Annotated in this window: 11 protein-coding genes and 1 pseudogene; all 12 read right to left on the reverse strand. The window is 44.8% G+C overall.

The window, feature by feature from the left end; genetic code table 11:
- Positions 1-30 precede the first annotated feature (30 nt).
- Positions 31-1,365, reverse strand: a pseudogene (locus AC58QM_RS33120) (LLM class flavin-dependent oxidoreductase).
- Between the two features lie 135 nt (positions 1,366-1,500).
- On the reverse strand, positions 1,501-2,394 hold the full coding sequence (locus tag AC58QM_RS33125) for a LysR family transcriptional regulator (protein ID WP_497289014.1): 894 nt from the start codon (positions 2,392-2,394) through the stop codon (positions 1,501-1,503).
- A gap of 32 nt (positions 2,395-2,426) precedes the next feature.
- Positions 2,427-2,720 (reverse strand): HPr family phosphocarrier protein, encoded by a 294-nt coding sequence (locus AC58QM_RS33130; protein WP_497289015.1) that lies wholly within the window; start codon positions 2,718-2,720, stop codon positions 2,427-2,429.
- A 293-nt stretch (positions 2,721-3,013) separates the two neighbouring features.
- Positions 3,014-4,006: an alpha/beta hydrolase gene (locus AC58QM_RS33135; RefSeq protein WP_497289016.1), complete on the reverse strand. Its 993-nt coding sequence runs from the start codon at positions 4,004-4,006 to the stop codon at positions 3,014-3,016.
- A gap of 40 nt (positions 4,007-4,046) precedes the next feature.
- Complete coding sequence (locus AC58QM_RS33140) at positions 4,047-5,045, reverse strand: LacI family DNA-binding transcriptional regulator (protein ID WP_497289017.1); 999 nt, start codon at positions 5,043-5,045, stop codon at positions 4,047-4,049.
- Positions 5,046-5,117: 72 nt separating this feature from the next.
- Positions 5,118-7,430, reverse strand: coding sequence for an FAD-dependent oxidoreductase (locus AC58QM_RS33145; protein WP_497289018.1), 2,313 nt, complete (start codon positions 7,428-7,430; stop codon positions 5,118-5,120).
- Between the two features lie 254 nt (positions 7,431-7,684).
- A complete protein-coding gene (locus tag AC58QM_RS33150) occupies positions 7,685-10,954 on the reverse strand; it encodes a polysaccharide lyase family 8 super-sandwich domain-containing protein (protein ID WP_497289019.1) in 3,270 nt (1,089 codons plus the stop codon).
- Between the two features lie 166 nt (positions 10,955-11,120).
- Positions 11,121-12,950 (reverse strand): FAD-dependent oxidoreductase, encoded by a 1,830-nt coding sequence (locus AC58QM_RS33155; protein ID WP_497289020.1) that lies wholly within the window; start codon positions 12,948-12,950, stop codon positions 11,121-11,123.
- 96 nt (positions 12,951-13,046) lie between these two features.
- The gene (locus AC58QM_RS33160) at positions 13,047-14,489 is read right to left on the reverse strand and encodes a hypothetical protein (protein WP_497289021.1); all 1,443 of its coding nucleotides are present in this window, start codon (positions 14,487-14,489) and stop codon (positions 13,047-13,049) included.
- 27 nt (positions 14,490-14,516) lie between these two features.
- The gene (locus tag AC58QM_RS33165; protein ID WP_497289022.1) at positions 14,517-15,359 is read right to left on the reverse strand and encodes a carbohydrate ABC transporter permease; all 843 of its coding nucleotides are present in this window, start codon (positions 15,357-15,359) and stop codon (positions 14,517-14,519) included.
- Positions 15,360-15,372: 13 nt separating this feature from the next.
- Positions 15,373-16,266, reverse strand: coding sequence for a carbohydrate ABC transporter permease (locus tag AC58QM_RS33170; RefSeq protein WP_497289023.1), 894 nt, complete (start codon positions 16,264-16,266; stop codon positions 15,373-15,375).
- Positions 16,267-16,473: 207 nt separating this feature from the next.
- Positions 16,474-19,962, reverse strand: coding sequence for a polysaccharide lyase family 8 super-sandwich domain-containing protein (locus AC58QM_RS33175; RefSeq protein ID WP_497289024.1), 3,489 nt, complete (start codon positions 19,960-19,962; stop codon positions 16,474-16,476).
- Positions 19,963-19,972 lie beyond the last annotated feature (10 nt).

Genomic DNA, 19,972 nt, shown 5'->3' on the forward strand with positions numbered 1-19,972 from the left:
GTAACGCTCCCCCTTGATCGGTTAATCCAATTAGTTACTTACAGTTTCTTTCACATAGCGATTTGTTGGAAAAGGTAGACCCAAATTCCCTCTGAGCGTATCCGACTCATATTCCGTTCGATAAATGCCACGTTCTTGTAGAAGAGGAATGACCAGATCTACAAAATCGCTTAAACCATTCGGAACGCCTGATCCCACGATAAATCCGTCTGCCGCCCCGCTCTCATACCATTCTTGTATACGATCTGCAACTTGTGCTGGGGTACCGATAAATAAAGGTCTTGGTGTAGCGGATTGAATAGCAACTTGACGAAGGGTCAGCCCTTGCTCCTGCGCATTTTATTTAATGCGATCCGTCGTGCTTTGGAAGCTATTTTTACCCAACTCACCCAAGTCTGGGAAAGGGGCATCCAAGTCATATTGGGTAAAGTCATGATGCTCGAAGAAACGACCTAGATACGCTAGTGCTTCCTCAATCGTTACCAAGTTGGCTACTTCTTGATATTTTCGCTCTGCCTCTTCTTCTGTAACACCAATAATCGGACCAATGCCAGGCATAACAACAATCTCATCGGGATTTCTACCGAAGCCCACGGCTCTGCCTTTTACATCTTCATAAAAGGATTTCGCATCCTCCACAGTCGGTTGACCTGTAAAGATTGCATCTGCCTCTTTGGCAGCTAGGTTTTTCCCATCCTCCGAAGAGCCCGCTTGGAAAATGACAGGTCTGCCTTGCTTCGATCTACCGATATTAAGCGGTCCCTGTACGGAGAAAAACTCGCCTTTATGATCTAAACGGTGGAGTTTATCGGGATCGAAGAATTGACCTGATTGTTTATCCCTTGTAAAAGCATCATCTTCCCATGAATCCCATAACCCTTTGGATACCTGTAAATATTCCGAAGCAATCCGATAGCGTTTAGGATGATCCGGATGTTCCTCTAGTTTTTTATTGTAGTTCAGCGCCGAGCCCTCCAACGGGGAAGTGACCACATTCCAACCTGCTCTGCCATCACTGATATGATCGAGTGAGGAGAATTGTCTGGACACCGTGAAGGGTTCACTGTAAGAAGTAGATAACGTACCTACCAAACCAATCTTGGAAGTTACAGAAGCCAGTGCGGAAAGGATCGTAATCGGCTCAAACCGATTCAAGAAATGGGGAATCGACTTTTCATTGATAAACAATCCGTCTGCAATAAACAGTAAGTCAAATTTACCAGCTTCCGCTTTCTGTGCTTGTTCTTTGTAATACTTGAAATTTACACTGGCATCCACAATCGCATCGGGATGTTTCCAAGATGACATATTGCCGCCCACTCCATGAATGATAGCCCCAAGTTTAAGTTGTTTTTGTTTTGGCATTGTAATTCCTCCTCGAAAATAATAAACAATAATTCCTATTGGTTTTATCGGTATTATGCTTAGTACTTACTGTATCACCGGCTTATAAGGCGGTCAATCGAGGATAAAGATGTTCTATTGATGAATAGAATTGTTCTATCTAGCGATCTTTTTCCAATTCATATCCAGCAAGGCATCCAGTAACAAGTCTGCAAAATCGTGACTAGATTCTTTCAACGTGACGAGAATTGTACGCAAGGAGAGCCCTCCCAATGCCTGAATATCAATTGGAACAAGGTGTCCCTCTTTCACTTCTTGGCGTACGCATAGTTCCGGTAGAAAGGAAGCACCCAACCCTTTAGCTACAAGCTTCTTGGCTGTTTCTAAATTATCGATGAGGTATTCGATTTGCGGCGGATGATCCAGTGTTGCAAATAGCCGATGAATCTTCACCCAATCAAGTGATCCGCATTCAAAGAAGACCAGCGACTCGTGACCTACATCTTTAATAGACAAAGGTTTCTTGGTCACAAAAGGATGACTGGGATAGACGAACAAACGGATTGGATCCTCGTAGTATCCCAAAATATCTACTTGCGGATGGGTTACGTTGCGAACAAAGCCAATATCAATTTCTTTATTGAGCAGCTTCTCTAGAATAACTTCCGTAGGAGCCGTTGTTAATTTGATTTGAAGATGAGCATGCTTTTTTTTAATACTTGGAAGAATTTCAGGTAGAATGTAATTGGAAACAGAAACGGTGCAACCGACTCTGAGTTCACTGTAATCCTTGTTGACGTGTTGGAGCTGTTGCTTCCCTTTCTTATAGCTCTGAAGGATTTGTCCTGCAAAGGGAAGAAACTGTTTTCCTTTTTCTGTTAGTGTAAAATTTCTACCCTCTCTCTCGAAGAGTAAGGTGTTTAAATCACGTTCCAATGATTGAATACGAGCAGTAACGGAAGGTTGAGATAAGAACAACGCATCCGCTGCCTTGTTGAAACTGTTATAATGAATGACATAGACGAAAGCTTCGATATTTTCAATATTCATTGCCCATTACTTCCTCTCTGGGTCGTACTTTATTATGAACTTCGAGAGTATCCCGTAAGAATCCCATCGTCCTGATTATGTAAATAGATCGATACACTTTCGAACGCTTCCTGTGCATCGACTCCGTCTAGCTCAAGCGCAATTGTTGATTGATCTTTCAGTGACATGTTCCATGACACGATGCCTAATAAGCCCTTCGCATTCACCTTTTCCCCTTGAGAACCCAAATAAATTTGACAAGTGTATTGATTAGCAATAGTCACAAAACCCAACACGCGATCTAGAGTCCAAGGTTGATTCAGTGTAAATGTCCAATCAATTCTCATAAGAACGCCTCCTCTAAGCTGTAATTCAAATAAACGGCTACATCGTTCTAAAATAAAAAAAGAGACACATTTATCCTAATAAGGATAAAGCATCTCCAGTTATCTGGTTGATTCCGATTATTCCGATTAATTTACTTGTAATTAAATTATAGGTACTCAGACAACCTTTTGTCAACGGTCCCTATCAAATATTTTTATGTGCGTTCTCACGGATTCTTCTCTTCCCTTGCAAACCACACTACATCGTTTCGTGTACACACCCTCTTGTCATTGTGTACACGAAACGATAGCCATTATTCCCTAAACGTAATATTCAACCATTCTATACATAATTTAACCCAATTCGCATTGTGATTATAGTTCATCGGATCAGGCAAAGGCTTTTTGTGCTTAACTGCAGGCTCATTGAAGAAATCCAGTAGCTCCGCATCACTGACACTTGACTTCCCATTACTTTCCGTTAATTCCTTAATCGCTACTTTTCTGTAAAGCTGTACACAATCAGCGTTAAGATAATCCTGGCCATTTGTATACCATGAATCATCTGACGTTGAAGTACCGTGGCCGATAAAGGGGAATATGTGCAACTCAAAGGGAACAACGCTTTTCCTTAACGAAGAAGCAAAAATCATGGCATTTTCAACTGGAACCGTCATATCTTGAATCGTATGCCAAAGGAACACTGGCGGCGTATGTGGCCCAACGCTATGTTCCAACGAGACTTCGTCAAGCTGTTCCTTCGTCGCGTCATCCCCAAGCAAGTTAATAAACGATCCTTTATGCACGAATTCACCCGTAGAAATAACCGGATAGCCCAAAATAACGGCATTCGGCTTGTTGGAATATTCCTGAATGCCTCGAACATCCTGGAGAAACTCCCTGTTCCAATGAACGGCGAGACTTGCTGCGAGATGTCCGCCAGCGGAAAAGCCACATATCGCGATATGATCCGGATTGATGCGCCATTTTTTCGCATTTTCGCGGATCAGAATCATGGCGCGGGAAAGGTCACGCAGCGGCTGTTTGTGCACGGGCTCCATGCTTGGCCGCAACCGTGTCGTGTACGTCAGCACAAAAGCTGACTTCCCAGCCTCCAAAAATTTCATCGCAACACCTTCCCCTTCAGCCGAACTGCACCCCTTATATCCCCCTCCGGGGATAACGAGAACTGCATCTTTGGCGTGAAGGCCATCTAGTATATACGTCGTAAGTGTCGGAATAAAATCTGTACCTGTGTCATAGGTATACTCTTCTTTTGTCCAAAGATTGATTGTCTGATTTAACATAGCGATCCCCCTTGATTCAAAACTTTAAATACAATCGAACTTATTGCTCTTTATCCATACCTAAACTGGGCCTAATGATGAAGTCTGCCTGAATTAGGGCTGATTCTACCTCGGCATGATGGCCGCCAATCAACTGAAGCAGCTTCTCCAATGCCAGATTGGCTGCCTGGATTCTTGGATATTCTAAGGCAGCAATGGGCGGGTTCGTCTCGCCAACCATGAGAATGTTCTCAGAGCCGATGACCGCTAACTTGTCAGGCACACGCCAGCCTCTTTCACGGCATGCGGCAATTGTACCGATAGCCATCAAATCATTTGCGCATATGATGGCAGTAAAATGGAGTTCAGACAGCTGCATGATGGCATTATAAGCCATTTCATATCGCCCTCGACCTTCTAGCACCTGATACTTCATATGGCGAAAAGATTCATGCGTTTCCAAGATATGAATGGCCGATGCCATGCGCGCTTGCAGCGGATTCAAGCTGTTGCCATGGGACATTAAAGCAATCTCACTGTGACCTTCCTGCTTCAGGAGCCGAAAGATCTCCGCATAAGCCGCCTGCCAGTCCACGTCAACATAAGTCAGCGGGACTTCCAACTGGACAGGTTTCATGATAGAGACCAGAGGGATGTTCCTTTTGTTAAACGTATCCAGGAGATCAGCTGGCAGGCTTTGACCGAGCAGGATAATCCCATCTACTCTTCCCGCTAGTTGAGCCTTAAGTACCTCCGCATGTTCATCTCTATAGGTATGGTAAGTGATCATATAACCATATTTACGAGCCGCTTCCTCCAATTGAAGGAGTATACCCGCTTCAAACGGATTACCGATAAAATTGGTCAGTACCCCTAATTGTCCGCTCCGCTTGGTCTTCAAGCTGCGGGCCGTTAGATTGGGCTGGTAATTTAGCTCTTCCATAGCCTTAAGCACCCTAAGGCGTGTCTCTTCCTTCACGATGCTTTTATTATTTAATACATAGGAAACCACTGCCACCGAAACTCCGGCATGTCGTGCTACATCGTTGCGAGTGACCATAAACTATACTCCTTATCATCCTTTACTCGAGTAAACAAAGTGTATAGCATTTTCACATCCCAATGCAACTCATTAATAACAACGAACCTCGTAGATTGCGGCAGAAGGGTCACCGTTCGTTGCATGAACAACAATCCGTAATTTATCCGTCTTCACTGCTTCAGACAAGTTATGCTTCATCTGTCTCTGATAATTGTCCTTCACATGAACAAGATCCTCCCAGCGATCTTCTCTCCATGCTTGGATGGTGTAAACCTTCGGACACTGTGGATCTTTATAAAATGGCGGGTAATAATGGTATTCCGTCAGCAATTGCCCTGGGAATGCGAGATGCACTTCACGAATCGTCACAGGTTGCTCCCACGCCAACTGAAGCCACTGAGATAGCGGCTGCTGCGGGTCCGACTTCCATAAATTTGTAGACTGTTGAGGTCGTGTAACGCCACTAATGGCATTCACTGCGCCATAGCTCGGCTGCGCGGGTTCCACCCGGTAGCTAAGCGCGTACTTCACACCGCGCATTTGTCCGTTGCCCATATCCCAAGCGGAAGTTTGGCCAGGCTCAATTCCGCCGGCACGATGCCAGATCACATGCTCATTGCTGGAAAGATCGAGACGAATGTACGAGTTTGGTTGCACATTAGTCAACTGCACCTCCCACTCGATCCATTGCACTTCGCCAGGAGCAACTGATAATTCCGTTGTGGCGAGAACTGTTCCCGTGTTCACACGGTAATCCCAAATATCGTTTACCGGAACCAGCGACGCTTGGACGATTTGTTGCTGATCCGACGTGTTGGTCAAGCATACGGAGACTTTATGCAGCTCTGATGTTCCCATCGCAATCCATTGACCGAGTTTCGTTAAGAGCTGAACCTCAGGCTTTTTCACCACATGTAATTCCAGTTTCTTAGGTGCTGTATCCCACCAGCGTTTCAGTAAAGGCGTTTCCGAATCACGACTCTCTGGACCGACGCCATGGACGATGGCTTCGCTGCTGGCAGACAACTGTGCCGAACGTGCGAGATCGTGCTCATCTTCATTCCTGTTATTCGGTAGAAAACAGCCATCCTTTACTAGCGTTTGCTTCAACTCATGAATATGTTCATTGGAAATGGTTCTAATCGTGACGTTCTTACTGACCGCAAGACCAGCTGCTGTTCCTACAGCCTGCCCCATTAGAGCTGTTGTACCCATGACACGAACGGTTCCCAGAGCTGCATGAGTCACACTCACATTGCGACCGGCCATCATGAGATTGTTCATGTCTTTTGCTATACATATGCTAAGCGGTACTCCGTAAGGTCCACAGTAACTTTTCACATCGTAATCACCCTGATAACCCGCTGCTGAATTCGGTTCGCTGGTGGGAGCAAGCAATCCGCCAGGTGTGTGTAAATCGATAAACCAACCTCCGAACGCAATCTCATCATCAAAAACCTTACGGTTTAAGATATCATGCTCGGTCATAAAATAATCCCCGATAATCCGGCGGCTTTCGCGCTTGCCCGGAACTTGACCGATCCAATCGATGGCAAAATTAGCTGCAAGCTCCATCGTCTCCGGATCCTTGTTCTTGATCCAATCCCATACGCCTAAGGTATGCCGCGTCAATTCATGCCGGATATTCTCTGTATCATAAATCGTATGCCATGGAATCCCGATTTCTAGCCACCAATATCCGCCTCGGACATCATACGGCGTTCTGCCCTGCTTATAGAAGAAGCTCGCATCGTCATATTTTACTGCCCAATCAGGAGCTTTAAACGGTACAGGACGTCCCATATCCTTAGCCTTGAAATGGATGGAATTGCCCATTGTATCTTGGCTTGCTTTAAGCGGGGCATGAGGCTCGTTAAATTCTTCACGACCTTCAGACCCCATTCGCCATTCGCAACCAGCCAAGTCAGCTACAATACCGTCTCCTGTACAATCAATAAAGACACTCCCGGAGATCGTTATCTCTGTTTCGCCATTCGCAATTCGTCCGATGACAGATTGAATATTTTTATTTGCATCCGTAATCACATGCTGGATTGAAGTATTTAAATGAAAAGTAAGATTAGGTGTATTCATAGCCATATCGTACATGACCATGTCCCATACACTGTTCGTCCAACCGTTCTCCAAAATTTCCTCATGATTGCGCGCCCGCTCTTCAATCAGAAGCTCGGAGAGAATACCCGTTTCCCTCGCATAGGCGTGGAAGGCAGCCGCCCCGTGGGGTGTTACCCGAATTTCGGATGAGCTATTCCCTCCGAAAACAGGTCTGTCTTGTACAATACAGGCTTTAGCGCCATGTCTTGCCGCAGCTACCGCTGCGCAGAATCCGGCTAAGCCGCCTCCGCAAACGACTACGTCATAGTGCTCATTTTTTTGTTTCATTAATAAGATCCTCCCTTTGATTTTACTCGAGTAAATTTTTGAGCAAATAGATAACCAAGCAACGTGGTTGAATGGTTATTGTGTTCTTCTACCTATTTATTTACTCGAGTAAATAGTATCATAGCTCTTTCGTCTATTCAAGAATAATTTCCAATATTCCTCTCGAATTCATACCCCTTCTGAGAGATCTTTGCGCTTCATACAAAGATCTCTCATAGGTACCATTGTGGGGAGCAGTCCCTTATTATTTCAACTTACATACCCCACACTTCAATCTCAAACAACCGGGCATCCATGTTACTTCCGACAGAGGTGCCATCGGTGATGTACATCCGAATCTTCGTCGTGGTTACTGCCGTGAAACTTAGATCGTTGTACTGACCGCTCATTCCGTCTTTGGTATTGCCCGTGACACTCGCTCCGGGAATATCTACCCAAGCGCTTCCATTCCAGTACTGCATTTTATACGTGTTGATCTGCCAGTCTGGTCCACTTGTGGAGCCGCTCCAAATCTTGACATTGTTGATCGTCTTACTCGAAGACCAATCCAATTGGAACCAGTGTGGTTCCGCCGTATTCGTGGACAGCCACCTGCTGCTTTGAACATTTTTGATACCGTCAACAGCTAAGTCCTTGGTGTAAGCGCCATTCGTCGAATCAACAGAAAGCGTTGCGGAAGGCGAAAGATTAGTCAAGCTGACAGGACTAAACTTTATCGCATCAGCGTTCACATAAGTACCATTGGCATTATCCGTTAACTCTACATACCCGGTAGTTCCTGCTGCAAAGTTATACGTTCCCAACATAACCCAGGCTCCCCCAGGTACCGTCTGCTCGTTAACCGTATACAGTTGAGACCCACCGTTATAATAAATTGTAAATGGGGCATTGGTTGGTCGACCTGAGTTACCATCCGGTATTCGATAGTACACATTATAATTGCCTGTCGTTGGAATCGTTGGTCTCCATCTCACTTTATCTGCGCCTGTCCCTGAATTATTATAGACGTAGTCGGATCCATAATAATTCGGTAATACAGTCGAAGATAACCATGTGCCAGTAAATTCTGCCGAAGTATTATCAATGATGATGTCGCTTGGTGAGATGGGTGTCCCGCCGGTATAGCTCAATTTGACTTTAAACGTTTTTCCTTTAGCAGCATTCACATTAACGCTCAATTTAATCGTCGGGGATAACTGGGTAATTGTAACTCCCGAATCATAGGAGAGATAACCCGTTGCACTTCGGTTAATTTCAATGTTGATGCTGCCCGCGTTGGCTTGTGTCGGATCGGACACGGCTACTTCAATATCAGAACCTGCATTTTCCTTTGTCATGATGGAGGCCTTCTTATCACTGGAAAGGAAGTTGGTTCCGCTGACCTGCACCCATTTGAGTGCATCCGCCCAGAAATTCATGCCAACAACATTTAATGCCGTTTCTTTCACGGCTTGAACAGAGGTAGAGTTCTCCAATACAGAAGCCGTTGGACTGCTTGCATAGCTGTTTACCTGTGTACTCGTTTTACCTGGCAACATCACATACGAATAGGTCGAATCCGTTGGATTAACGCCATGATCAAACCACATGGTCAAATAATTACTGGTTATATTCGTCGTAGAGGTACCTGCTCTTCCATCAATATCGCTCCATTTACCTGTTCTTGCTTCGCGCAGCCCATTTACCGTCGAGCCGCCAGGGAAATAATAGCCGATATCCGAACCGGATACACTCCCAGCTAGATGAGCCCAGTTCACACCTGTCATCGTTTCCGACCACCCTAATGCAGTGGATTTAGCGGCTCCATTTACCGTTAATGCATTATTGCCGCTGCTGTTCAGCTTGCGGTTCTCTGCAATCGTCTCCACTTTTTTAGGTGTGCCGTCCCATCCATTGCCCGTCTGGCCTGTATTCGTGATCCCGGCACCAAGCGCCACGACTTCATCGTCGAACATAAACCACGATTTCTTCGCCGTTAAATTACTGGTCCAGGCATCGAGCTCCATGCCAGTTGCCCCATAGGTTCCCAGAATCGATGTGCCGCCAACCCAATCTTTCGAGCTTAAATAACTACTCCCACTGGAGTTGGTTCTTGACATTGTATCTACCGTAGTTCCAGGTAACCGATATTTATTGACAGTCGGCCAGAAATCATTTGAGAATTGAGAAAGGTCATTATTATATAAATAAGTCATCCCATTTCCGGTATACCAACCTTTTAAATTCTCGCTATTTATTGCTTCAAAACTGTAAATGCGGTTAGACGACATGCTGATCCCCAAACCAAATCCAGGACGCAGATGAACCGTGCGAGCCATATTGGGGAACTGCTTATTCTCGATTAATTCCCCTCGGGAGGTCGCATTGGTATCAATTTCTTTGCCTAGTACAATCATATTGATTGGAACATACGAGAAAAAATTCTTATACGTATCCGTGTCTATCCAGTATTTCACCATACTCCTAAACGCTGTTGCGTCTGTTGTCGGGGCAGATTGTGATATCCGTATAATCGATTTTATTACACCGATGCCGGCATCATGGTCCTGCGCATAGGAACGCGAGATATTCCTTCCTCTCGTCATATCCATCATTGCGCCTTTGTAGATTAAGGGCTCAAACGAATCATATACCCACTTATATACATTATGCTTGTCGACATCTGTGACTGCCCATGTGGAGCCATTAAGTACATACATCAAGTTGGCTATATCCTGCAATAACCCCGTTCCATATCCTCCCGTATACGGATGCCTGTCATGCTGGATGAACGAGCCATCTGCATAGAATCCATCTCCGTTAGTCACATAATTAAAAACCGTGCTCAGCCCATCTCGAGCGTTAGCAATTTTCGTTGCGTTTTTGACAATAATACCGCGAACACCGATAATGGTGCACTCCCATGTTCGATTGGCCCCGGTCATCGTAACTGTTGGTTGGAAATGCTCGATGGCATTCATATAGTTGGTGATTTGAGTGGCGCTTAATTGCCCGTACAGCAGCACCACAATATCATTGAGCGCAAGTGGTGCACCTATCTCAAAATCCCACCAGTTATCATATTTTGTATTGCTCGGGTTAGTAGGGGTACCGCTTGCGTTATACCGATTCGTATTCATCCAATCTAGACCTGTGATAATATCCGCGAGTAACGTTGCATCGTTCTGAAGCGTTGAACCTGTCGTGGCATAAGCAAGTGCCATTGACTTTAACCGACCATACGTCGATGTAATTTGACTAGAAATCGTCGTGCTTGCCAGATCGCTCCACAGATAGGTACCTGGTGAATTATCCATGGTGCTCCAATTTGAATTGGCTGTCGCCGTAAGCGCTGTAAGTTGAGCAGCTATATCTGGATCAAGTGGATTATAAGCTGTGCCTCCGGTTAGCATCTCCTTCCATTTGTCCCGGAGCGTATCATACTCATCCGCGGCTGAAACTTGCCTCACATAAACCGAATTCATCGTGACAAAAAACAAGAGAGTAAGTAACGTTAAGATTGTCCGTTTTACTATTGTACTCATTGCTATTGCCTCCTTCGTATGTACTAATTCCCCACTAATTTCCCCACACTCCATTTTCAAATAAAGTTTATATTTCAAACACCTCCCTTCCGGTGACAGCGCTTTCATTACCTTGAAAATCAGACAGGAGACATTTCAATCTCCTGTGTGCTCATCCACGTTGCCTTTAATGACATCTAATTTCAAAAATTCTGGCATGATCCAACCCATTCGTGCTTAGGACTTCTAGACGGATCTTACTAACATGTTCCAATTGAACGTGGGTTGTTACCTGCCTCTGATAGTTATCCTGAATGTTCATCACTTCACGAGTGTCACCGAGTGGACTTGCCGAATAAGCAATGACACGGAAATCTTTTAATGTCTCAGGTTGTGGTCCCCATGCGAGCTTCTTTTGCAAGTTGTCCTCATGTGTTAATGTCAGTCTCCGGTGCATACCTGTGTCCAGCACAATGGTTATTTCATTTATGGATATAGGAGTTTCCCATTCCAGCTCAATCCACGGCTCCCGATCTTCAGGAAGTGACATCCATCTATGCGTACCAGGAAGGACCAAATCCAGTCTGACACCATTGGTTCCATGCATAGAACGGGTGTATCCATCTATCATATTCGAAGCTTGCCCTTCTGGCTGCTCAGATGAAGCTCGAACAACAGCTTGACTTGCCAAATTGTCACTCGTAGGAATACCAGGAAGGAATGCATCCTGTTTAATAAGCTGCTGTTGTGTTTTCCGAACCAATTCTTGGTTGTGGTACGCCACATCTAGCGGAAGACCTTTCTTTATTGCCATTGCCGCAAATGTGCCAGCCCCTTGCCCCATCACACCACAGGTGGCCATGACCCGTGTACTTGAAAAGGCAATATGCGTAGCGGAAATATTACGGCCTACAAACATGAGATTCTCCACATTCGCGCTAATCATTGCACTTAGTGGTATGCCATACACATGATTGGTATGTGGTTGATGGCAGGGATCGATCTCTTTGGCTTCTATCCCCTGTGGCGGATGTGTATCCATTGGCCAACCACCATATGCAATCACATCTTCAAAATGGACTGCATTTTGTAAATCCCCTTGTGTTAGCATATGTTTGCCGATGAATCGACGCGATTCCCGCTTGCCAGGTAAGAAGCCAAACCAATCTAGCGCCCAATTCTCAGACTCTGGGTGGTGACCACTATTTTTGATATGATCCCAAACGCCCATCATGATGGCAAGCAACTCATCCCGGATCATTTCGTTATCTGAGATCGTATCCAATAATCCCCCAAACTCCACCCACCAATATCCGTATTCCCACGAGGAATGATCGCGATATTTCAAATCCTCCTCGGAATAGCGTTTCGCCCATTCTGGTGCTATAAACTTCATCGGTTTCCCCATATTTCGGGCAGTAAACAACAACGAAGAACCAAGACGATACGGATCGGATATTTCTCCTGCAAATGACTCCCCAAATTGCGCGGATGATTCCCGGCCTGTCGTAAATAACGCGCCCGCCTCTTTCCCGAGACGTCCGTCTCCCGTGCAGTCCATGAAGATATCGGCAACAATTTCGAAGCTATGTTCTGTACTTTCTCTCGAAGCTAACGCAGAAATAATCCGATTGCCATCCATTTGTACGCCGATAATCGTTGTATTAAGCATCAAGGTCAGGTTCGTTTCTGCACGGCACTTTTCATATAAAAGGAGATCTAGCATCGAAGCGCTTCGCTGTGGATTGCGAACAGCACATTCCAGCAGAATTTCTTCCAGGATGCCGCCTTCCCTGGCTTCCGTCTCTAAGGCAGTCCCCCGCTTGGAATGCGCCGCCCCCACGATGTGCATTCGAATCTCAGATGAAGCATTGCCGCCTAGAACGGAGCGATCTTGACAAAGAATAACGTTTACACCGTTACGAGCAGCGGCAATGGCAGCTACTACGCCAGATATTCCGCCTCCAGCTACTAAAACATCTGCATGTATGAGATCCCTGTTTTTTTCTCCAATCATGATGGATAAACTCCCCCACTATTCATTTTAATTTAAAAGAAAGGGATGGAGTCACTAACCTCTTCATCCCTTCCAAGTTTGCATATGAAGTAACAATTAGAACAGACAACGAATGACATCCTTGTTGCCATTGTGTAAATAAAGTAGACCTGCAATTAAAAAACCAACTCCATCGACAGCATCGTACCACCTAGCACCTGTATGTCCAACAAACATATCCTGTTGATAAAGGGATTTTACCGCTTCTTCTGCAAGCCTTTCTGCTGCAATTCGATACTCCGCTCTCCCGCTAATACGAGCATATTCAGCGAGAAATACAATATTCCGCCCATAGTGCTCGGCATATCTAACTTGTCCTGGTGGTATAGACATACAGTCCCCAACTGTCACATCTGCCCATCTTTTAGCGCTAACTGCAAACAACTCGCTATGATCTATATTTTCCAATATTGTCATTGCCATTGACATCGGATAATCATGACTTGGGAACAGAAAAGCCCACACATCACTGTATGAATCCGGCATATATACCGTTTCTTGCTGGCCGAGATCCGGTGTTCCATCTAGAAACACTCTACCGTAGTAACTCTCTTGCTTTGCATCATAGCCATATTTCAAATATGCCTGCAAAGCAGTCAGAGCCATCGTTTTTAATTCTAAAGCTATTTCACTGGCCCGCTTATCACCTTCACTGGTTACAACTTGGATGTATTCGACTGTACGGAGTAATGTTCTAGCCCAAAGGCCGACCTCTGTGGTTGTTACTTTGCTATCCCAGCGCTGTTGGGTTGGGCAATTGACAATGAGATTCGTTGTTGTATTTCGATGGCTATAACTAAACACCGCGATCTTAAGTGCTTTCTCCAACAACTCAATATCCTTCGTTTTGCTGAATAAAAAACCTAATGACTGTACCAGAATGCCTCCCGCTTCAATGAATGCATAATCCTTCTGCTGTGAAGAATGACGATCGAAACCACCCGTTAACGGATCATACACATGATGTTTCTCACACATCCTGATATGGGTTTCTACAGCTGTTGGATTCAAACGATACATATGTTCCCAATCGGGTACATACGGCCTCATTTCATGAAAGGTAGGTTGCTGAGTTGAATCGAAATCCATCAATGGAGGTCCGTAGTAAAACCATACATTGCGATCTCGAAAAGCATCATAGAAATGGTGGTTTCCCCATAAGAACAGACCTTGTTCTGATACACAGTGTTTCATAAAATAATCAAGATACTGATCAGCCTCTTCCAGATAACGAGACTCTCCGGTCTGATTAGCAAGGTGAACCATTGCGTTTAATGTAGAATGATCCCAGTAGGCTGAGCAGCCTTTCGGTGCATGAATGAGTCGATAAGCTCTTTGCATAAAATCATCCGAACGCGTATCATCCACCGGATATTGCTTAGTCACGGGATCTAGCGTAGCCATAAACATAGGGGTATGTACATCGCCATATGTATCTTTGCCATGCTCGATTAGAACATTTATATGGGATTGCACGATCTTCAATATATTTACATTCATATAAGTTCTTCCCCCGCTGTATATCGATTAGCCTTTCAAGCCTGTATTCGCAATCCCCTCTACAAACCATCGTTGACAGATAGCTACAATAGCAATTAAGGGAGCAAGTGCCGATACGGAAGCGGCCATGATACGTGGGTAATCCGTTCCATTCTCATCTGAGAAACTCGATAAACCGATGGGGATCGTAAATAAATCTCTGCTTCTAAGTAGAATTAGCGGGTTCTCGTACTCATTCCAATGCCAAGTAAACGTTAAAATTAACAACGTAACTAAAGCTGGTTTTGTTAAGGGCAGTGAGAGCTGCCAGAACATCCGCCAATACCCTGCCCCATCTACCTTGCTAGCCTCCAGCAGCTCGCTGGGCAATGTCAAGAAAAACTGCCGCATGAGAAAGGTCCCCAGAACGGTAAACATCCCTGGCAAAATGATAGCAGCATGTGTATTCACTAAATTCATTTGATCAAACAGAATGAACCTTGGAACGAACAGCACCTGATGCGGAATTATCATTGTACAAATATAAATTAAGAAGATACCCTCTTTAAATTTAAACCTCAATTTAGCAAACGCGAAGCCTGCCAGCGCACTCGTTACAATTGAGCCCAAAACCTGCAAAAAAGTGATCTTGATTGAGTTTATATAGAAGACCGAAAACGGGACCGATCCTGACCATACACTTTTATAATTATCAAAGTTCCACTCCTTCGGAATCCAACGAATTGGATACTCGAATAAGCCCGCGCTATTCTTGAAGGATCCCGATAACATCCAAATAAATGGTAGAACCATACCAATTGCAATGGCCGCAAATACTAGCGTCAGCATACTTTTTAGAAACACACTCTTATTTAACACTTGGCTATTCACTCTGTTCACCTCCCTAGTAGTAATCCTGCCATTTCTTTTGGCCTTTCCATTGAACGATCGTAACGATGAAGATGACGATAAATAGCAACCATGATACCGTAGATGCATAGCTCATTTGTTTGAGTTCAAATGCTTGCGAGTATATGTAAAGCGCTAACACCAAAGTAGAATTGAGTGGCCCGCCATTGGTCATAACTTGAACAGATGCAAATACTTGAAAAGAAGCAATCACAAGTGTTATTGCAATCATGAAGCTGGTCGGTTTAAGCAGTGGCAATGTAATATGCCAGAAGCGCTTCGTTCCGTTCGCGCCATCAATTTCTGATGCCTCATAGTAATCCTTCGAAATACCTTGAAGTCCTGCCATGTAAAGCACCATCGCATATCCAAGATAGACCCAGACCGTCATGATAATAATACTAATGAGTGACCAATCGGGACTTGCCAACCATCCAGGAGGATTACTTACGCCAAGTGACCTTAAGACGCTGTTGATAGGACCTTCTGATGAATTGTACATCACTCTCCACACCACAGCGATAGCAATCAAACTGCTCATATAGGGAAGAAAAACTAACGTACGCAGTGTCTCTTTAAAGAAGACATGTTTGTTCAGGACGATGGCTAAGAGCAAACCACCAAACATCGCTGCAGGAACGGTAACAGCAGAGAAGATAACATTATTCGTTAATGCCTTTAACACCTTTTCATCATGAAAAAGTTTAATTACGTTGTCCAATCCGATATAGGTGAGTCCCTGCATACCCTTTAAATAATTCCAATCTGTAAATATCAATATCAAACTAAATACCAATGGGAGTAAAATAAACGCACAAAATCCCAGCAGATTTGGAAGTATGAATAAATAACCAGCTACGTTTTCTCTTGTTTTTTCTTTCCATTTCATTGCTCGCAGCTCCCTTCTTAGTATTTAGTATAAAATAACTTCAGCCTTAGCAGAATGGGAAAAAGTAAGTATAAACCGTGATATCCTATGATTTAGTCTAGCCATCTAAAATGATAATGTTCATGAAATGATGACAACTCCTCAACCTTTCAATTTATTTGATTACGCAAGAAAGGCCGCATTCGAGCGGCCCTTTTTCTGTGAAACTTAATTAGCAACTGGATTAAGTTGAATGTAATCGAGAGGCATTTTATAACCGAATGAACTCGTATTTTTACCCGTTACTGTAAATCGGAACAACTGGGTTCCTGAGCTGCTTAGTGTCACATTACCCAGATCTAGATCGACATATTTGCCTGATGGCCGGTACATATCGATAGGTGAGCTTTGATTGTTACCGTTGATTTGTAATTGATAAGTCCCGTTATCACTAAACCTCATGACTCTGATTGTTACATGATAAGTTCCCGCTTGAGCAACAGGTACGGCATACTCAATATACTCATTTACACTATAAGCATTGAACATCCAGTATTGTCCTCCGCTTGCATCTACATTGGTTTTAACCACACCCGTATTAGCTGTCAAGGCTTCTGCCTCATACTTATTCGTCCCAACCGTTGTGGCGCCAGCCGAATTACTCACCGTTGACAAATTGCCTGCTGCGTCATAAGCCTTCACTGTGTAGCTGTATGTTGTCAACGCCGTCAGACCAGCATCACTGTACGAGGTAGTCGTTGCTGTGCTGACTTCTACCCCATTACGATAAATCTTATATCCAGTGACCCCTACATTGTCCGTCGATGCTGTCCAGCTCAGATTGATCTGGCTGCTGGAAGCCGCCGTGGCTGTCAAATTCGTCGGTGCCGTCGGTGCCTGTGTATCACCTACTGGAGTTGCCGCAGTGAGACTAAGATAGTCCAGCATTAATTTGTATCCCGTAGCACTCGCGTTCTTACCTGTTGTCGTTAAACGAAGCAGATAACTTCCAGACGTACTGAAGGTATACGACCCAAGTTTAATATCCTTGTACGCGCTGGAGGTGCTCCAGTATAAATCCTGTGCGTCCCCCGCATTGGACCCATTGACTGAGAGCTGGTAAATGCCGTTGTTGCTGGCTTTCATTACTCTAGCGTTCACATCGTAGGTGCCTGGTTGCGTCACATCCAGACTGAACTCAACGTAGTCGCCAACGGCATTATTGTTGAAGCCCAACTTCTTCCCGCCACTGACATTGGCATCGTTGTAGGTCGTGGCCGTATCCGTTTGGGTGTTGATAGGCAACGTTTCCGCCTCGTAAGGATTCGGAATTGAGATCTGCGCTGGATTTGGTGCCTGCGTTCCACTTAAACTAAATTTCACTTTGAAAGCTTTGCCACCCGATTTTTTCACATCAACTTTGAATTTAATGGTCGGGTAATATTGAATGACGGTTACTTCATTGTCTTTCGAGATCAGGTTCGTCGCATTTTTGTTAACGTCGATATAAATCGTGCCGACATTGGTCTGAGTCGGATCGGATACAGAAACCTCGAGATCATTCGTCGTTTCCTTCATCATGACAGAGGCTTTTTTGTCGGAGCTGACAAGTCCTGCCGTTGCGGGTTCGTCGTTCCAGAAGTTGATCCCCGTCATATTCAGACTGTTTTCCTTTACTGCCTGCACCGAGGGGGTATTTGCCAAAATGGTGATGTTGGGTGCTGCTGCATAACTGCTTACCTCTGCACTTGTCTTATTTGGAAGCAGTACATAAGAATAGGACTGATTTATGGGGTTTACCCCGTGATTTAACAAAAGTGTTTGATAATTTCGAGTAATTGGTGTCGAATCACCATAGGATGAAGAGGCATTCAGCTGCCTCCAATTGCCCGCCCGAGCTTCTCGTAGTCCTTGAACGGTTGCTCCTCCAGGGAAATAATAGCCAATATCCGAACCTGCAACATTGCCTGCCAAATGCATATAATTGGCACCCGTCATCGTTTCCGACCAACCCAGTGCGGAAGATTTGGCTGAGCCATTGACAGTCAACGCATTGTTACCGGTGCTGTTTAATTTCCTGTTCTCGACAATCGTTTCGGTTTCGATACCATCCGTGCTAGTAATTCCCGCACCTAGAGCAACGATTTCATCATCGAACATGAACCAAGATTTTTGGGCCGTCAAGCTCATACCTACAGGATGCAACTCCATACCGGTAACGCCATATTGTCCAAGGATCTCCGTTCCTCCCACCCACTTTTTGTCACTGCGGCTGTTCGCCACTTGAGTCGTACTTTTTAGCACGGTAGTACCAGGCAGCCTGTAGTTATCCACAGTTGGCCAGAAATTATCGTTAAATTGGTTCAAATCGTTATTGTACAGATAAGTCATACCATCCCCAGTATGCCAACCTTTATTGTTCTCCGCGTTGATGGACTCATAATTACTAATGCGGCTGGAGAACATGCTGATGCCTAAACCGAATCCAGGTCTAAGATGAACAGCACGATCCATGCCGGTAAATTGCCGATATGTCAACAACTCTCCCCGCGCCGTAATGGAGGTATCATTCAGAATTTGATTTGCAGCAACAATCATGTCGATCGAAACTTCATTAAGAAAGGTTTTGTCCGTGTCGAGCTGCAGCCAGTATTTAACCATCTTCTTGAATGCGAGCGCATCTGCGGATGGAGCAACTTCAGATAACCGCGTAATGGCAACCATCACATCGATAGCCGCATGATTATCCTGCACTTTATTCCTGGACATTTCCCTCCCCCGAATCATATCCATCAAGTTTCCCTTATAGATGAAAGGTTCGTAGGCTTTATAGATCCATTGAAAGACATTCATTCTGTTGGGATCCGTTACCTCCCAAGTTGAGCCGTGCAAAACATACAAAAGATCAGATATTCCTTCCAGAAGCGCTGCCCCATAACCACCATTGTATGCATAGTAGTTGTGCTGGACAAAGGAGCCATCCGCATAAAAGCCATCCCCTACCGTAACATTTAGCAGCAAGTCGCTGATCCCATCTCTGCCTGCAGCAATTCTTGTGGAATCCTTACTGTTAATCCCCGAAATTGCGATCACCTGACTCTCCCACAGCCGGTTGGCACCAGTCATGGCTACACTTGGCTGGGCGTAGGAGATCGCTGCCATATAGTTAGAGATTTGCGTTGCAGTCAAATCCTCGTACAGTAAGGTCACAATCTCATTTAAGGCTAATGGAGCGCCAATTTGCCACGGCCACCAATTCTGGTACATGTTACAGCCGACGTAGAATTGATTGGCATTCATCCAGTCCAAGGCACTGATGATATCCCCCTTGAGCAGGGCGTTGCCCTGCAGGCTGGAACCGTACGTGACATAGGCTTGTGCCATGTCCCTCAGGTAGCCATAGGTTCTTGAAACACTTTCAGAATCGTTGCCAAAAGGTGCATTATCCCAAAGGCGTATTCGGTTTGATTGCTTGTGCATGCTGTCCCACTGTTCCTGTGCCTGCTCAGTAATCGATGTGATTCGTGCGGCTATGTCAGGGTCTGATAGATTATAGCTTGTGCCGCCGGTAAGCATGGTCTTATACCTTTCCCTTAACGAATCAAACTCATCAGCGGCACTTATTTTCTTTTCAGGGAAAAACAAGAGAACTGCAAAGCAGACCATAACAATTGCCAGGGTCAAACAAGTAATCTTTTTAATAGAATTTTTCAACATTATGTTCCCT

This window comes from Paenibacillus sp. J22P165 (assembly GCF_059692015.1).